At 65.9% G+C, this 15610-nt stretch carries 13 protein-coding genes; 8 read left to right on the top strand and 5 right to left on the bottom strand.

The window, feature by feature from the left end; translation table 11 throughout:
- Positions 1-120 precede the first annotated feature (120 nt).
- Both RUH75_RS06720 and RUH75_RS06715 read right to left on the bottom strand, forming a co-directional pair.
- Positions 121-2664 (bottom strand): TonB-dependent receptor, encoded by a 2544-nt coding sequence (locus RUH75_RS06720; RefSeq protein ID WP_313803427.1) that lies wholly within the window; start codon positions 2662-2664, stop codon positions 121-123.
- Between the two features lie 261 nt (positions 2665-2925).
- Positions 2926-3501, bottom strand: a complete 576-nt coding sequence (locus RUH75_RS06715) for a TlpA disulfide reductase family protein (protein WP_313803425.1) — start codon at positions 3499-3501, stop codon at positions 2926-2928.
- Positions 3502-3559: 58 nt separating this feature from the next.
- Here RUH75_RS06715 and argH point away from each other — a divergent pair, with 58 nt between their 5' ends.
- The 5 genes from argH to RUH75_RS06690 are packed head-to-tail and all read left to right on the top strand — an operon-like array spanning position 3560 to position 8198.
- Positions 3560-4939: an argininosuccinate lyase gene (gene argH / locus RUH75_RS06710; protein WP_313803423.1), complete on the top strand. Its 1380-nt coding sequence runs from the start codon at positions 3560-3562 to the stop codon at positions 4937-4939.
- On the top strand, positions 4939-5202 hold the full coding sequence (locus tag RUH75_RS06705) for a hypothetical protein (RefSeq protein WP_313803434.1): 264 nt from the start codon (positions 4939-4941) through the stop codon (positions 5200-5202). The genes argH and RUH75_RS06705 overlap by 1 nt, the downstream gene beginning before the upstream one ends.
- Before the next feature lie 22 nt (positions 5203-5224).
- On the top strand, positions 5225-6490 hold the full coding sequence (lysA, locus tag RUH75_RS06700; RefSeq protein ID WP_313803421.1) for a diaminopimelate decarboxylase: 1266 nt from the start codon (positions 5225-5227) through the stop codon (positions 6488-6490).
- Complete coding sequence (locus tag RUH75_RS06695; RefSeq protein WP_313803420.1) at positions 6490-7248, top strand: NAD(P)-dependent oxidoreductase; 759 nt, start codon at positions 6490-6492, stop codon at positions 7246-7248. The genes lysA and RUH75_RS06695 overlap by 1 nt, the downstream gene beginning before the upstream one ends.
- The gene (locus RUH75_RS06690; RefSeq protein WP_409592330.1) at positions 7245-8198 is read left to right on the top strand and encodes a zinc transporter ZntB; all 954 of its coding nucleotides are present in this window, start codon (positions 7245-7247) and stop codon (positions 8196-8198) included. Before RUH75_RS06695 ends, RUH75_RS06690 begins: the two co-directional genes overlap by 4 nt.
- 20 nt (positions 8199-8218) lie before the next feature.
- Here RUH75_RS06690 and RUH75_RS06685 read toward each other — a convergent pair whose 3' ends face one another.
- Together RUH75_RS06685 and RUH75_RS06680 are read right to left on the bottom strand one after the other, a co-directional pair.
- The gene (locus RUH75_RS06685; protein ID WP_313803418.1) at positions 8219-8842 is read right to left on the bottom strand and encodes a response regulator transcription factor; all 624 of its coding nucleotides are present in this window, start codon (positions 8840-8842) and stop codon (positions 8219-8221) included.
- 52 nt (positions 8843-8894) lie between these two features.
- Positions 8895-9539, bottom strand: coding sequence for a TetR/AcrR family transcriptional regulator (locus tag RUH75_RS06680; RefSeq protein WP_313803416.1), 645 nt, complete (start codon positions 9537-9539; stop codon positions 8895-8897).
- A gap of 89 nt (positions 9540-9628) precedes the next feature.
- On the opposite strand from RUH75_RS06680, the gene RUH75_RS06675 reads away from it, so the two are divergent.
- From RUH75_RS06675 to RUH75_RS06665, 3 genes are read left to right on the top strand one after another with little or no spacing between them, the layout of a single operon-like run.
- Positions 9629-11173: an efflux transporter outer membrane subunit gene (locus RUH75_RS06675; RefSeq protein WP_313803414.1), complete on the top strand. Its 1545-nt coding sequence runs from the start codon at positions 9629-9631 to the stop codon at positions 11171-11173.
- Entirely contained in the window at positions 11166-12317 is a 1152-nt protein-coding gene (locus RUH75_RS06670) for an EmrA/EmrK family multidrug efflux transporter periplasmic adaptor subunit (protein ID WP_313803412.1), read from the top strand. Before RUH75_RS06675 ends, RUH75_RS06670 begins: the two co-directional genes overlap by 8 nt.
- 10 nt (positions 12318-12327) lie before the next feature.
- Complete coding sequence (locus tag RUH75_RS06665; RefSeq protein WP_313803410.1) at positions 12328-13857, top strand: DHA2 family efflux MFS transporter permease subunit; 1530 nt, start codon at positions 12328-12330, stop codon at positions 13855-13857.
- Between the two features lie 9 nt (positions 13858-13866).
- On the opposite strand, the gene RUH75_RS06660 is transcribed toward RUH75_RS06665, so the two are convergent.
- The gene (locus RUH75_RS06660; RefSeq protein ID WP_313803408.1) at positions 13867-15444 is read right to left on the bottom strand and encodes an ABC-F family ATP-binding cassette domain-containing protein; all 1578 of its coding nucleotides are present in this window, start codon (positions 15442-15444) and stop codon (positions 13867-13869) included.
- Positions 15445-15610: the final 166 nt, after the last annotated feature.

The raw sequence follows: 15610 nt of genomic DNA, 5'->3' as shown, positions 1-15610 counted from the left end.
CTCGCTTCGCTCGCGCCCACCCCTAACCCCTCCCGCCTGCGGGAGGGGAATGTCTTGGGTTGGCCAAAACAGGAAAAGGGCCGGTCCGATCCGGACCAGCCCTCCCTTTATGACAGCATTTCAGAACTTGAAGTCCAGTCGCGCGTAATAATAGCCGCCGGATGTGCCATAGGCGCCATGGCCATAATAGCTGTTCCAGCTGGTCGCGCCGTTTTCATAGGGCGACTGGCCCGGCGCCACGGTCACGCCCGTCAGCAGCTTGGGCTTTTCCGGGCGCTTGTTGAACAGATTGTTCGAACCCACCGAGAAGGTCACGCTGTCGGTGAAGTCATAGCCCAGTTCCAGATCGGTGATGCCCGTCGCCTTCACCACGCCGTCGCGCGGAGCGACGCCGCTGATCGCCGATGTCACCAACACGCTGCTCTTGCCGTAGAAGGTTTCGCGCAAATTGGCGGTGAACCGGCCGCTGGTGAAGAGGATGCCCGCAACCACCTTATATTTGGGCGAAGCGTCCTCGATATAGCTTTCCGAGGTCGCGTTGAAGAGCGTGGGAATCTTGTTCTTCGTAATGGTCGTCTTGTTGTAATTGGCGGTCAGCGACAGGTCGAGCTTGCCGAAGTCCAGCGCCACCGGATAGCGGGCGGCGAAGTCGATGCCCCAGGTCCGCGTGTCGATGCCGTTGGTGAAGCTGGCCGCGCCCACGGTGGGCACATTGTCGATCGGCACGCCGCGCGCCGCGATGGCGTCCAGCACCGCCTGACCGCCCGGCTGCAACGTTCCGCTGATCAGAGCGTAAAGCGGGGCGGTGAGCGCGATGCGGTCCTTGATCTTGATATAATAGCCGTCGATCGTCACCGCCAGTTTCGGGATCGGCCGCAGCACGATGCCGCCGGAGAAGTTGGTCGACTTTTCAGGCTTCAGCGCCGGGAAACCCAGCAGCGTGGCGGCTGCCGAACCCGGCGGCAACTGAAGGATGGCGCTGGTCGGGCCGACATTGGTGGAGGAATAGAAGCTTTCCGCCATGGTCGGCGCGCGGAAGCCGGTGCTGGCGGTGCCGCGGATCGCGAACGCGTCGGAGAAGTCGTAGCGCGTCGTGATCTTGCCGATGGTCGTGTCGCCGAAGTCGCTATAATCCTCGTACCGGCCCGCCAGGTCGACGCTCCAGCCCTCGAGCGGGGTCAGGATGAAGTCGATATAGCCCGCCTTCACCTGGCGTTTGGCATTGACGACGTCGCTGGCGCGATAGCCGGGGAAGGACTGGCCGCCCTCCAGATAGGTGGAATAATAGTCGCCCTGGCCGATGCCATAGGTTTCCCGCCGATATTCGCCGCCAAAGGCAAAGGTCAGCGGTTGCGCCATGCCAAGGTCGAATTCCTTGCGGATGTCGGCCTGGACGGTGAGTTGGGTGTTCTTGAAGAAGCCGTCATAAAAGTCGGTCGGCGTGTTCGGCACGATGCTCGCATTGGTGAGCGAGGCGTTGTAGCTGTTGATCCAGAGCGAGCGGTTGGCGGAATCGATCGTCCAGATATTATTCTTGTCCGACCCATAGGTGGTGCTGAGGTCGTAATTCCACCCTGACGCCTCGCCCTTGGCGCCGATGGTGAAGCTATATTCCTTCTGTTCCACCTTCTGCTGCGGCACCATGCCATAGGTGCCGGTGTCGCCGAAGCAGGTCGCCGGGTTGGACGCGGTGGCGCAGATGCGGCTCGGCACGCGATAGCCCTGATAGGCATAGCCCAGGCGGTGCGAGACATCGCCGAAGCTGTAGAGTTCGACCCCGCCGAAATCATAGCCCATATTATAGAACAGGATGTTGAGCGTCGACTTCGCCTGGCCGCCATTGATGCCGTTGAGATCGAGGCCGGCCCAGGCGGGGTCGTAATAGCCGCTGCCCGTGGGGCTGGTGTAGCCGGTCTTGTTGCCTGCCGTCGTGTACCAGGGATTGCCGTTGATGTCGGAAATGGCGACCTGGCCAGTGCCGGTGGTGGTGTAGTCCTGACGCCGGTGGAAGCCGGTCAGGTTGAAATAGCCGTCCTCGCCCAGCTTGAAGCCGACATTGCCGCTGACCGACAGCATTTCGCCTTCGCTGTCATAATATTGGCCGCCGGTGACCTTGAAGCTGCCGCCTTCGCTGCTGTCCTTCAATATGATGTTCATGACGCCCGCGATCGCGTCGGTGCCGTACTGGGCCGCGGCCCCTTCCTGAAGGATTTCGATGCGCGATACGGCGTCCGGCGGGATCAGGTCGATGCTGGGCGCGGCCGAACCGCCGAAGGGGCCTGCGATCACCTGAAGAATGGCCGATCCATGGCGGCGCTTGCCATTGACCATGACCAGAGTGTGGTTCGGGCTGAGGCCGCGCAGGCGGGCCGACAGCGAGAAGTTCGACATGTCGGTGCCCTGCGTCTGGGCGGTGAAGCTGGGGACGATCTGGGTCAGCGCCTGATTGAGATTGGGCTGGCCGACATGGCTGAGCGCCTCGTCGGAGAGGACCTGGACCGGCGCGGCGCTCTCGGCCGCCTGCATGCCGACGGCGCGGGTGCCGGTGACGATGATCGCGGTGCCGTCATCGGACTGTGGGACCTGCGCTTCCTGAGCCATCGCGCAGGCCGACCAGGATGAAGCGAGCGCAAGTGAAAGGCGAAGAGCCGATAGTCTTTTCATAAATGCCCCCTTTTTTGCGATTATGACTGACAGGGGGAACAACGGTCGGGTGGAGGATATCCTCTATTGCGGCGCACAAATTTTTAAGAAAACCGGTGCGATGATATCCGGAATAATTTGGAAAATGATGACAATATGCTGTTGTGCGATACGGCATGGCAATTGAGAAAAGCGCCCCATTGCGTGCGTACTTTGCAAGTTGCGCGCATGGCGGGTTTTTGGCTGAACTTCGTTCTGGCGGGTTCTGATGACCGGGCGCTGTCAGCTCGCCATGGCCGCGTCGATCAGCGCGCGGCCTTCCTTGCTGGCCCAGTCCATCGCGCCGACCACACGCGCCATTTCCCTGCCCTGCGCGTCATAGATGACGGTCGTGGGCAGCATCCCCGTATTATAGTGGAAGCCGAACTGGTTCTCCGGGTCGATCCAGCCCTTCAGATGCGGCAGGGGATGTTTTTCGAAAAAGGGTTTGATGACCGTCTCGCCCTGACTGTCCTGCGAGATGGTGAGCACGGCGAGGCCCTTTTTCCCATATTGCGCCGCCACGGCATCGAGCGTGGGCATTTCCGCGACGCAGGGCGCGCACCATGTGGCCCAGAGATTGACCAGCATCGGCTTGCCCGCAAAGTCTTTCAGGCTGGCGTCGCTGCCATCCGGGTTCTGGAAGGTGAAGTCGGGGGCAGGGGTGCCGGTCCTGGACCTGTCGAGCGTGTAGCTGAACGCGCCCTTCCTGCTTTCGGCAGGGCCCGTCGCCTCGCCGCTGGTGGCGTTCGGGCCTTGCCCGGCGGGCGGGGATTGCTTATCGCACGCGCCAAGGCCAGCCAGCAGGAGCAGTGTCATTACGCAGGGCAACGACGTTCGGAATGGGGAAGTTCGCAACGGGGATAGCTCCAACAGCATGTGGGGCGGACGCTTCGCGGCCGGTCCGGCTTCGGTCATGCGGGAGATAAATGCGTCGATCCCGTTCGACAAGCGCCTGTGGAAACAGGATATCGCCGGATCGAAGGCGCATGTCGCGATGCTGGCGAAGCAGGGCATTGTCGCGCAGGCCGACGCGCAGGCGATTTCCGCCGGGCTGGACCAGATCGCCGCCGAATATGAAGCGAACGGCGTTCCGGTGAATATGGACCTGGAAGACATCCACATGGTCACGGAGTCGCGGCTGGCCGAGCTGATCGGTCCGGCGGCGGGGCGGCTGCACACGGCCCGTTCGCGCAATGATCAGGTGGCGACCGATTTCCGCCTCTGGGTGCGCGACGCCATGGATGAGGTCGAGGCGGGGTTGCAGGGTCTGGCCGCCATGCTGCTGACCCGCGCGGAGGAACATGCCGATGCGGTGATGCCGGGCTTCACCCATCTCCAGTCGGCGCAGCCGGTGACGCTCGGCCATCACCTCATGGCCTATCATGAGATGGTCCGCCGTGATCGCAGCCGCTTTGCCGATGCGCGGGAGCGGCTCAACGAATGTCCGCTGGGCGCGGCGGCGCTGGCCGGGACGGGCTTCCCGATCGATCGTCATGCCACTGCGGCGGCGCTCGGCTTCGCCAGGCCGACCGACAACAGCCTCGACAGCGTGTCGGACCGCGACTTCGCGCTCGATTATCTGATGGCCGCGACCCAGTGCAGCCTGCATCTGTCGCGTCTGGCGGAGGAGTTCATCATCTGGGCGAGCCAGCCCTTCGGCTTCGTCAAGCTGCCCGACGCCTATTCGACCGGCAGCTCGATCATGCCGCAGAAACGCAACCCCGACGCCGCCGAGCTGGTGCGCGGCCATGCCGGGCGGATCATGGGTTGCATGAATGCGCTGTGCGTGACGATGAAGGGCCTGCCGCTCGCTTATTCGAAGGACATGCAGGACGACAAGCCGCCGGTGTTTGAGGCGCATGACCTGCTGGGCCTGTCCATCGCGGCGATGACCGGGATGATCGAAACCGTGACCTTCCGCACCGACCGGATGCGCGGGCTGGCGGAAAGCGGTTTCGCCACCGCGACCGATCTGGCGGACTGGCTGGTGCGGGAGGGTAATGTGCCCTTCCGCGAGGCGCATCACATCACCGGCCGCGCGGTGGCGGCGGCGGAAGGGGCGGGCGTGCAGTTGGCCGATCTGCCGATCGAAACATTGAAGGCCATTGATGCGCGGATCGATGAGCGTATCTATGCGGTGCTGACGGTCGACGCCTCGGTCGCCAGCCGCGGGAGCCATGGCGGCACCGCGCCCGATCAGGTGCGGCTGCGGATTGCGCAGGCCCGGAAAGACGCGAAAGGGCGGAAGAAATGATGGTCACATGGATTGCCAAGGGGGCAGCACTGGCCGCGCTGGCGCTGGCTTTGGCGTCCTGCGGCGGCCGTCAGCCCTTGAAACCGGTGCAGGGCCAGAGCCTGCCCGCCGTGCCGGTGGGCGCGGCGACGGCACCCACGGCGGCGCAACTCACCACGCCCTCGATTCAGGCGCGGCCGGAACGGAACGTCGAACTGCTGACCCAGTCGAAGGTACGCGGCGACGATCCGTTCGACCTGCCGCCCGAGAGCGACCCCCAATAAGATTTCTCTAGGATATACAGCCTTGGACCATTTTACCTATGTCGACGGCGCGATGCTGGTGGAGCAGGTGCCGATGGCGGAGATCGCCGCGCAGGTCGGCACGCCCGTCTATATCTATTCGACCGCGACCCTGACGCGCCATGTCGGCGTGTTCCGCGAAGGGCTGTCGCAGCTTGCCGATCCGCTGATCGCCTTTGCGGTCAAGGCCAATCCCAATGCAGCCGTGCTGGCGACGTTGGGAAGGCAAGGTCTTGGCGCGGACGTGGTGTCGGCGGGCGAATTGCTGCGCGCCATCGCGGCGGGCATTCCGGCGGGCCGCATCGTCTTTTCGGGCGTGGGCAAGACCGCGGACGAAATGCGCATCGCGCTGGAAAAGGGCATCTACCAGTTCAATCTGGAGAGCGAACCTGAAGCGGAGATGCTGTCGCAAGTCGCCCTGTCGATGGGGAAGAGGGCGCCGGTCGCCTATCGCATCAACCCCGATGTCGATGCGGGCACCCATGCCAAGATCTCCACCGGAAAGTCGGAAAACAAGTTTGGCATCCCCTATGACCGGGCGCTGGCCAGCTATGCCGCCGCCCGCGACCTGCCCGGCCTGGACGTGCAGGGCGTGGCGGTGCATATCGGCAGCCAGCTCACTGACCTCAACCCGCTGGAGGCCGCCTTCATCAAGGTCGGCGCGCTGATCGGGAAGCTGCGCGAGGCGGGCCATGACATCCGCACCGCCGATCTGGGCGGCGGCCTGGGCGTGCCCTATGATCCCTCGCAACCGCATCCGCCCAGCCCCGCCGACTATGGCGCGATGGTCACGCGGGTCACGCAGGGCTGGAATGTCCGCCTGATGTTCGAGCCGGGGCGCCTGATCGTCGGCAATGCGGGCGTGCTGCTGTCGCAGGTGGTGCGGGTCAAGCAGGGTGCGCAGGCGCCGTTCGTGATCGTCGACGCGGCGATGAACGACCTGCTGCGCCCCAGCCTCTATGATGCCTGGCACGATATCCGCGCCGTCCATCCCAAGGGTGAGCGCGCCGCCGCCAATGTCGTCGGTCCGGTCTGCGAGACGGGCGATACCTTCGCCATGCATCGCGACATGGATGTGGTCGCGGCGGGCGATCTGGTCGCCTTCATGACCGCGGGCGCCTATGGCGCGACGATGGCGAGCACCTATAACAGCCGCGCCTTGACTCCTGAAGTGCTGGTATCCGGCGACAAATGGGCCGTGGTCCGCGCCCGTCCGCCGATCGAGGCGTTGATCGAGGGCGACAGCATCCCGGATTGGTTGGATAGCTGATGCAGAGCCTGCCCGTCTTTCTTCGATTGCAGGGGCGGGCGGTCATCCTGACCGGCCAAGGCGAGGCGGCGGAGGCCAAGCGCCGCCTGCTGGAGCGGGCAGGCGCACAGGTCGTGGGCGAGGCGGAAGAGGCCGCGCTCGCCATCGTATCGGACGGCGATGAGGCGACCGTGGCCCGGCTGAGGGCGCGCGGCATATTGGTGAACGCGACGGACAGGCCGGACCTTTGCGACTTCACCCTGCCCGCCATTGTCGACCGCGAGCCGGTGCTGATCGCGATCGGCACGGGGGGGGCTTCGGCCGGGCTGGCCAAGGCATTGCGGCAACGGGTCGAGGCTTTGTTGCCCGCGCGGCTGGGCGGGCTTGCGACGGCATTGTTCGATGCACGGCCGGCGATCCGCAAGCGGTGGCCCGATGCGGCGGCGCGGCGACGGGCGATCGATGCCGGGCTGGCCGTGGGTGGCTTGATCGATCCCCTGTCGGCCAAGGCGGTCGATGCGGTGCCGAACTGGCTGGCCGAGGGCGCCGATGCGGGGGGCGACCGGCTGGAAGCGATCCGGCTGTCCTCGGGCGATCCCGATGATCTGACGCTGCGCGCCGCGCGCCTGCTGGGCGAGGCGGATCGCGTCTATCACGCGCCCGACGTGCCCGCCGCGATCCTTGACCGGGCACGGGCCGACGCCGTGCGCATAGAGGCGACCGCGCCGCCTGAAGAACCGGGCGAGGGGCTGTCGCTCTGGCTGGAGATGGCGCCATAAGCCGGGTCTTCGTCTTCAACGGCGTTCAGGCGCGGGAAATTTCGCTCGACGACTTTTGCGGGCGGGCGGACGATGCGCCGTTCAGCTGGGTTCATTCGGACGGCTGGCGGGAGGATGCCCGAACCGTGGCGGCGCGTTGCGACCATATGCCCGAAGCCGCCCTGTCGGCTTTGCTGGCGCAGGAAACGCGGCCGCGCTGCACCCTGATGGCGCATGGCGCGCTGGTGAACCTGCGCGGTTTGGGGGCAGCCGATGATGATGTCGGCGACCCGCTCGTGTCGATCCGCCTCTGGGCCGAGGAAGCCCGGGTGATTTCGGTCAGCTATCGTCCACTCGCGGCGATGGAACCGGTGACGGCGCAGATGCTGGCTGGCGGGATACGCGATCCTGGCGATCTGATCGCCGCCTTCGCGCAGCAGATCACCGAGGCGCTCGACCCCGAAGTGGCCGAACTGGGCGATGGCCTGGACGAGATCGAAAGCGCGCTGACGCAGTATGGCCCGGCCGAGGCGCGGCGGCGTGTATCGGAAATCCGCGCGACCGCGATCAGCTATCGCCGCTTCATCGCGCCGCAGCGGCAGGCGCTCGAACGGCTTTCGGCAGCCGATGCGCCCTGGCTGGAACCCGACGACCGGCTGCATCTTCAGGAAGCGGCCGACCGCTGCGCGCGCATGGCGGAGGAACTGGAGGCAGTGCGCGAACGCTCGGCGCTGGCCCATGAAGAATTGACCGACCTGCGCGCCGAGCAGATGAATCGGCAGGCGCTGATCATTTCCGTCGTTGCGCTGGTCTTTCTGCCGCTGACCTTTCTGACCGGCTTGCTCGGCATGAATGTCGACGGCATTCCCTATGCCCATGAACCCTGGGCCTTCTGGGGCGTGGTCGGGGTCTGCATGGCTATGGCGACCGGGATCAGCGGCTGGTTCGCCGCCACGCAGTGGTTGAAATAGGGTGGCTGAAACAGGAAGCCCTAATGCCGAGCCGCATTGAGCCGCGCGATCTCATCATGCAGCGCCTGGATCGAGGAGACGAGCCGCGCCCGGTCCGCCTGCATTTCGGCGAGCGCGTCGCGCGTTTCCCCCAGTTCAAGCGCCCGGCGCGCGATTCTCGCGTCCAGTTCGGCATTATGTCTGGTGAGCGTCCCCATCTGTTCGGCGCGGGCGCACAGGTGACGCAGCCGCGCATCGAGCAAATCGAAATCATAGGGCTTCACCACATGGTCGTCGGCGCCCGCCTCCAGGGCCTCTACCGCGCAGGTCCGGTCGTTCCGCCCGCCGATCATCACGAAGCAGGCGTTGCCGGCAAGTCCCGCCGCGCGAATCTTCCGCATCGTCACAATGCCCGGCAGCAGCGTTAGCCCCATGTCGATCAGGATGATGTCCACCGGCCGCGCGACCAGCATGCTGAGGGCGGTGAAACCATTTTCGGCCAGCGCCACATCATAGCCCAGATGCGACAGCCGCCGCGCGACGACCGCGCGCGACGTGGCATCTTCATCGACCATCAACAGGCGCAGCCGCCGTGTCGCCCGCAGGCTTTCGGGGGCTTTTTCCCTGTCGGGCCGGCCAATCGAATCGCGCTTCCAGAATTGCATGACGTTCTACCTTTGCCGCGCGCAGCATAGGCGCGCGCGCGCAAAGAAATGGTTAACCGGGAGCATCCGGCGCATAAGCGCGCAGGAAGCAATCCAGTCCGAAAGTGACGTCGGCTTCGATCTGATGGGGCGTTGCCCGCGTGATCTGCCCCAGCAGCAGCAATTGATGACAGCCCGACAGCATCAGCATCATATAGGTGCGCGCCGCCGTGTCGGGATCGCCCCGGCGCAGGAGGCCGCTCTCCATTGCGCGTTCCAGGAACCGGGTGATCAACAGGCGGGTGTTGCGGGGGACATGTTCGTAGAAGATCGCGCCCATCTCCGGAAAGCGACCCGCTTCGGATATGACCAGCCGATACAGCGCAACGCTGTCGGGCGCGGTGACCTTCTCCAGCAGCTTCAGCCCCAGCCTGCGCAGAGTCTGCGCCAGGTCGCCGCGAGGATCGAGGATTTCGGCCAGACCCTCGCGATAGGCGGTGGTCGCGTCGTCCAGACAGGCGGCGAACAGGGCTTCCTTCGAGGGGAAATAGCGCCACAGCGTTCCCTTCGATCCGCCGAGCGTCGCGGCGATTCCCGACATGGTCGTCGCGGCATAGCCATTTTCCAGAAAAGAACGCGATGCGACTTCCAATATGGCCTTGCGCCTGTCGCGGCGGCGCGCCTCTCGGCGGCTGAGAAGGGGGACGGGCTCTGTCATGAAATCGTACCATATAGTACGCTATTTTTGTTGACAAGGATTTGCAACGGGCGCAAATGCCAATTTCATACTATATGGTACGATTTGATATGTCCGTAAGTCGTCGCTCGCGCCTCTCTGCGCGCTCCGGTCGCGCCGTGTCGCTTATTGCGGGCATGGCTCTGTTGTCGGCTTGCGCGGCGGTGCCCGATCTAGGGCCCCGGCCGGTCGTGCGCGCGCCCGACGGCATTGCAGCGGAGCGTAGCCTGAAGGCTGACACTGTCGCCGTCTGGCCGTCCGAAGGCTGGTGGACGGCCTATGGCGATCCTCAGCTGGATGCCCTGATCGAGGAAGGGTTGAAAGCATCGCCGGATGTCGCCGCCGCGGTCGCCCGTTTCCGTCAGGCGAACGCGGTCGCGCAACAGGCCGGGGCGCCGTTGCTGCCTTCGGCCGATCTCGACGCAAAGGGGGGCGTGACCAAATCCAGCTATAATATGGGCATGCCCAAGGAGTTCGTGCCCAAGGGCTGGCTGGGGACCGGTCAGGTGACGCTCAATTTCGGCTTCGACCTGGATTTGTGGGGCAAGAATCGGGCCGCATTGGCCGCGGCGACATCGGAAGCGCGCGCGGCGGCGATCGATGCGCGGGCCGCGCGGCTGGCGCTTGCGACCGGGGTGGCGGATGCCTATGCCGATCTGGCCCGGCTTCATGAGGAACGCGCCATCCAGGCGCGGGCGCTGGAAATCCGCACGGCGAGCCAGAAGCTGGTGACGCAGCGGCGTGAAAATGGCCTGGAAACCCGCGGCAGCGAGCGGCAGGCCGACGCCACCGTGGCATCGGCCCGGGCGCAGCTGGCCGCGGCTGATCAGGCCATTGCCGTCCGCCAGCATCAGATCGCCGCGCTGATCGGCGCCGGGCCGGATCGGGGTCTGGCGATCGGGCAGCCGAAGCTGGGCGCGTCGGGGCCGCTGGGTCTGCCGGCGGATGTGACCACCAATCTGGTCGCCCGCCGACCGGATATCGCCGCGGCGCTTGCCCGGACGGAGGCGGCGGCGAAGCGGATCAAGGTGGCCCGCGCCGATTTCTTCCCCGCCATCCGCCTGAGCGCGTTGATCGGCGTGCAGTCGCTGGGATATCAAACCGTGCTGAACAACGGCGCCTTTTCGGGCGGGCCCAGCCCCTTTTTCGACAGTCTGTTCACGAAGGATTCGCTGTTCGGCAATGCAGGTCCGGCGATCAGCCTGCCGATCTTCCACGGCGGCGCGATCAGCGGGCAATATCGTGGTGCCCGCGCCGTCTATGACGAGGCGGTGGCCAGCTATGACAGGACCGTGCTCGACGCCTATCAGCAGGTGGCCGACGCCGTCACCGGCCGCCGCGCGCTGGCCCGGCGGTTGGTCGACGCCCGCGCGGCACTGACCGCGTCGGAGGAAGCCTATGGCATTGCCCGCCAGCGTTATGAAGGCGGGCTCAACACCTATCTTGACGTGCTGAACGTGGAGGACCAGCTTCTGGCCGCCCGTCAGTCCGTCGCGGAGCTGGAGGCCAGCGCCTTCACGCTCGATATCGCCCTCATTCGCGCGCTGGGCGGCGGATTCACCGCCAGCGATGCCCGAATGCCGCTCCAGATTTCCAAGGACATGCCCCATGGCTGACGCGACGCCCGAATTCACCACTGAAGCGAGCAAGGGCGCCGCGGCTGCCGAGCGTCAGGAAACGCGCAGGAAATGGCTTGTCCGGCTGGGCCTGGCGGTGCTGCTCATCGGGGCGGCCAGCGCGCTCTGGTATCTGCTGGTCGGGCGCAATCATGTCGGCACCGACAATGCCTATGTGAATGCGGAGGTCGCGCAGGTGACGCCGCTGATCTCCGCGCAGGTGACGCAGGTGCTGGTGACCGATACCCAGGCGGTGAAGCGCGGCGCCATATTGGTGAAGCTGGACCCGACCAATGCGCGCATCGCGGTGGCGCAGGCCGAGGCCGATCTGGCCGAGGCGAAGCGCAAATTCCGCCAGTCCGTGGCGACCAGCACGGCGCTGGCCGCGCAGGTCGACGCCCGCGGCGCCGACATCAATCAGGCGCGCGCGCAACTGGCGACGGCGCAGGCCGATCTCGACAAGGCCCGCGTCGACCTCCGGCGGCGCGAGGCTCTGGCTCCCAACGGCGCCGTATCGGGCGAGGAACTGACCAGCGCGCGCAAGGCCCATGCCGCCGCGCTGGCCGCGCTGGAACAGGCGCGCGCCGGGGTCGCGACGGCCGAGGCGATGCGTGGCGCGGCCAGCGGCCAGCTTGCCGCCAATGACGCGCTGGTGCGCGGATCGACCATCGACACCGATCCTGCGGTGCTGGCCGCCAGGGCGAAGCTCGACAGCGCGCGGCTCGACCTTGATCGCGCGGTCATCCGCGCGCCGGTCGACGGCGTGGTGACGCGGCGGTCGGTGCAGGTCGGCCAACGCGTCGCGCAGGGCGCGCCCATCATGAGCATCGTCCCGCTTGCCCAGGTCTATGTCGACGCGAATTTCAAGGAGCGGCAGCTTGGCCGCGTGAAGGTCGGCATGCCGGCCACCGTCACCTCCGACCTTTACGGCGGGGGCGTCGTCTATCATGGCAGGGTCGTCGGCTTTTCCGGCGGCACCGGTTCATCCATGGCGCTGATTCCGGCGCAGAACGCCACCGGCAACTGGATCAAGGTGGTGCAGCGCCTGCCCGTGCGCATTGCGCTGGACCCCCGGGAACTGGCTGAACATCCGTTGCGCGTCGGCCTTTCCATGGACGCCGAGATCGACCTGTCCGGCGGATGAGGACGGGATCATGAGCCGTCCGGCGGAATCCTTCTCGCGCCTGTCGCCGCGGCATCGCCTGCTGGCGGGGCTGACGCTGGCGCTCAGCAATTTCATGGTGGTGCTCGACCTCACCATCGCCAATGTGTCGGTGCCGCATATCGCCGGCAATCTGGGCATTTCCGCCGATCAGGGGACCTGGATCATCACCAGCTACGCCGTGGCGGAGGCGATCTGCGTGCCGCTGACCGGCTGGCTGGCGCAGCGTTTCGGCGCGGTGCGGCTGTTCATCCTGGGCATGGTCGGCTTCGGTCTGTTCTCGCTGCTTTGCGGCCTGTCCATGACGCTGGGCATGATCGTCGCCTGCCGCATTGGCCAGGGCCTGTGCGGCGGGCCGCTGATGCCGATGTCGCAGACGCTGCTGATGCGCATCTATCCGCCCGAACGGCGCGGGCGCATCATGGGGCTGTGGGCGATGACGACCCTGCTCGGACCGGCCTTCGGCCCCATTGTCGGTGGCTATATCAGTGACAGTTGGAGCTGGCACTGGATCTTCTTCATCAACCTGCCGATCGCGGCCCTGTGCGTCTTTTCCGCCGTGGTGCTGCTGCGCCCGGTGGAGACGGAGCGGGTGAAGCTGCCCATCGACTATATCGGCCTCTCCCTGCTGGTCTTCTGGATCGGCTGCCTTCAGGTGATGCTGGACATCGGCCGCGACCGCGACTGGTTCGGCGATCCGCTGATCGTCATTCTGACGGTGTTGGCGGCGATCGGTTTCTGCATTTTCCTGATCTGGGAACTGACGGAGGAACATCCCATCGTCGACCTGCGCGTGTTCCGCCATGTCGGCTTCACCTCCGGCGTGTTCACGCTGGCGCTCTGTTACGGGGCCTATTTCGCGGGCATCATCATCATCCCGCAATGGCTACAGATGTCCATGGGCTATACCGCCGCCTGGTCGGGTCTGGCGACGGCATTCACGGCGATGACGGCCATGTTCATGGCGCCCGTCGTGGGACGGCTGGTGGACAGGGTCGATGTGCGCATCATGATTTCGGCGGGCGTCGCATGGATTGGCCTGATGACGTTGTGGCGGGCGCAATGGACGACCGATGCGGATTTCTGGACGGTTGCGATGCCGCAGATGATCCAGGGCTTTGGCATGCCCTTTTTCATGATCCCGTTGACGACGCTGACACTGGGATCAGTCCGGCCGGAGGAAACGGCGTCGGCCGCAGGCATGCAGAATTTCCTTCGCACCCTGGCCATCGCCATTTCCACGTCGATCGTGCTGACGGGTTGGGGCGACGGGCAGCGTGTGTCGCGCAACGAACTGGTGAGCGCGCTGAAACCCGATGGGGCGATGGCCGACCTGACGAGCCACGGCTTCACGCAGGAGCAGGCGCGGCAGATGGTGAGCAATCTGGTCGATGCGCAATCGGTGGCGGTGTCCATGAACCACGTCTTCCATATCGCCGCGATGGCGCTGTTCCTGGCGGCGGCGATGGTTTGGCTTGCCCCGCGGCCAACCGGGACGGTGGACCGGTCGGCGGCGCATTGACCGGGCCGCTCATCCGAGTTCGATCCGGCGGGTGACGCCGACCGCCGCCAGAAAAGCGGCGTCATGGCTGACGATCAGGAGCGCGCCGTCAAACCCCGCCAGCCCCTGTTCGATCGCAGCAATCGAATCGATGTCGAGATGATTGGTCGGCTCGTCCAGCATCAGCAACGGCGGCAGGCCTTGCCCGCCCAGCACGCAGGCCAGACCGGCGCGCAGCAGTTGTCCGCCGCTCAGCGTCCCGACCTTTTGCAAGGCCAGATCGGCCCGGAAACGGAAGCGGGCCAGCGCTGCTCGCACGGCATTGTCCGTGGCCTGCGGATGCATCCGGGCGAAATTGTCAGCGATGCTGGCCGCGGGATCGAGCAGGCTGGCACGCTGGTCCAGCAGGGCGCAGGCGGCAGGCCGGTCGACGGCGCCGGCAAATGGCGGCAATAGCCCCGCGATCACATGCAGCAGCGTCGATTTGCCCGCGCCATTGGGGCCGGTGACGGCGATCCGTTCCGGCCCGTTGATGCGCAGGTTCAGCCCGCGCAGTACCGGCCGTTCGGGATCGTGGCCTGCCGTCACCTGATCCAGCCGGACGATAGGCTGATCCGGCCGCACCCCGGTCGACGGCAGGGTGACGGACAGGCTCTCGACCATTTCGATCCGGTTGCGCGCCGTCCGCGCGGCATCTTCCGCCTCGCGCCGCAACCGTTCGGCAAGCCGTGCCGCCTCGCCGCCCGATCCTTCCGCGCGATCCTTGCGCATGCCTGCCAGGATGCGCGGCATGTCGCCCCGCGCCCCCTTGCGCGCGCCGGCGCCGTCGCGCCGCTGCTTGCGTTCGGCGGCGACCTGCGCGCGGCGGGCGACATCCTTCATGCGGCGTTCGGCCTGCTCCAGATCCTGCTGCGCGGCGGCCAGTTCGATGGCCTTGCGCTCCTGCCAGGCCGACCAGTTGCCGCCATGACGGCTGATTCCCAGGCTCGTCAGCTCCGCGATTGCGTCCATCTCCTCCAGCAGCGCGCGGTCATGGCTGACGACGATCGCGCCGGCTTTCCATCCGGCGAGCAGGTCCAGCAGGGCGGTGCGCCCCTGCGCGTCCAGATTGTTGGTCGGCTCGTCCAGCAACAGGAAATCGGGCCGGGCAAAGACCACCCCCGCCAGCGCTGCGCGGCTGCGCTGGCCGCCCGACAGCGCCAGCAACGGCGTGCCGGGATCAGCCGCCAGCCCGACTTCAGCCAATGCCTCCTCGATCCGGCTGGGCAGCGTCCAGTCGCACTGTTCCAGCTCGTCCATATCGGCTTCGCCGCGTTCGGCCCTGGCGAGCAACGCCAGCGCTTCACGGGCGCCGAACAGGTCGGCGATGCGCTCATCCGGGGCGACCTGGACCGTCTGCCGCAGCGTCGCCACGCTGCCCGCCACATGGAGGCTGCCGCTGGTGGGCGTCAGCTTCCCCCCGATCAGCGCTAGCAGGGTCGATTTGCCGACGCCATTGCGTCCGACAAGGCCGATTCGTTCGGTGGCGAAACGAAAATCGAGGCTGGGAAGAATCGGGGCGCCGTCAGGCGCGGACCAGCTGAGGCGCGAAAATAAAATGGCAGGCATGAACGGAAAATTCCCTGAAAGCAGAGCAAATGGGCCTTGCGATCAGAGGGTTGTTCATGACGGCGATCCTGCGAAAATGGAGCGGCCATGCTATGACAGGCGAGCGCCATAAGCAATGGCGCGATTGACGCGACGCAGCATAGCGGCCACTGAGTGGCAAAAAGGC

Source organism: Sphingobium sp. (assembly GCF_032153725.1).
GTDB lineage: Bacteria > Pseudomonadota > Alphaproteobacteria > Sphingomonadales > Sphingomonadaceae > Sphingobium.
Note: the sequence above shows the minus strand (reverse complement) of the source record. Positions and strands in the feature narration are given on the sequence as shown.

What these genes read in the sequence shown, in the direction of transcription:
- RUH75_RS06665 (WP_313803410.1), top strand. Translation starts at nt 12,328, where the DNA reads ATGAGCCGTCCGGCGGAATCCTTCTCGCGCCTGTCGCCGCGGCATCGC.
- RUH75_RS06675 (WP_313803414.1), top strand. Translation starts at nt 9,629, where the DNA reads ATGTCCGTAAGTCGTCGCTCGCGCCTCTCTGCGCGCTCCGGTCGCGCC.
- RUH75_RS06670 (WP_313803412.1), top strand. Translation starts at nt 11,166, where the DNA reads ATGGCTGACGCGACGCCCGAATTCACCACTGAAGCGAGCAAGGGCGCC.
- argH (WP_313803423.1), top strand. Translation starts at nt 3,560, where the DNA reads ATGTGGGGCGGACGCTTCGCGGCCGGTCCGGCTTCGGTCATGCGGGAG.
- RUH75_RS06695 (WP_313803420.1), top strand. Translation starts at nt 6,490, where the DNA reads ATGCAGAGCCTGCCCGTCTTTCTTCGATTGCAGGGGCGGGCGGTCATC.
- RUH75_RS06705 (WP_313803434.1), top strand. Translation starts at nt 4,939, where the DNA reads ATGGTCACATGGATTGCCAAGGGGGCAGCACTGGCCGCGCTGGCGCTG.
- RUH75_RS06715 (WP_313803425.1), bottom strand. Translation starts at nt 3,501, where the DNA reads ATGACACTGCTCCTGCTGGCTGGCCTTGGCGCGTGCGATAAGCAATCC.
- RUH75_RS06660 (WP_313803408.1), bottom strand. Translation starts at nt 15,444, where the DNA reads ATGCCTGCCATTTTATTTTCGCGCCTCAGCTGGTCCGCGCCTGACGGC.
- RUH75_RS06685 (WP_313803418.1), bottom strand. Translation starts at nt 8,842, where the DNA reads ATGCAATTCTGGAAGCGCGATTCGATTGGCCGGCCCGACAGGGAAAAA.
- RUH75_RS06680 (WP_313803416.1), bottom strand. Translation starts at nt 9,539, where the DNA reads ATGACAGAGCCCGTCCCCCTTCTCAGCCGCCGAGAGGCGCGCCGCCGC.
- RUH75_RS06720 (WP_313803427.1), bottom strand. Translation starts at nt 2,664, where the DNA reads ATGAAAAGACTATCGGCTCTTCGCCTTTCACTTGCGCTCGCTTCATCC.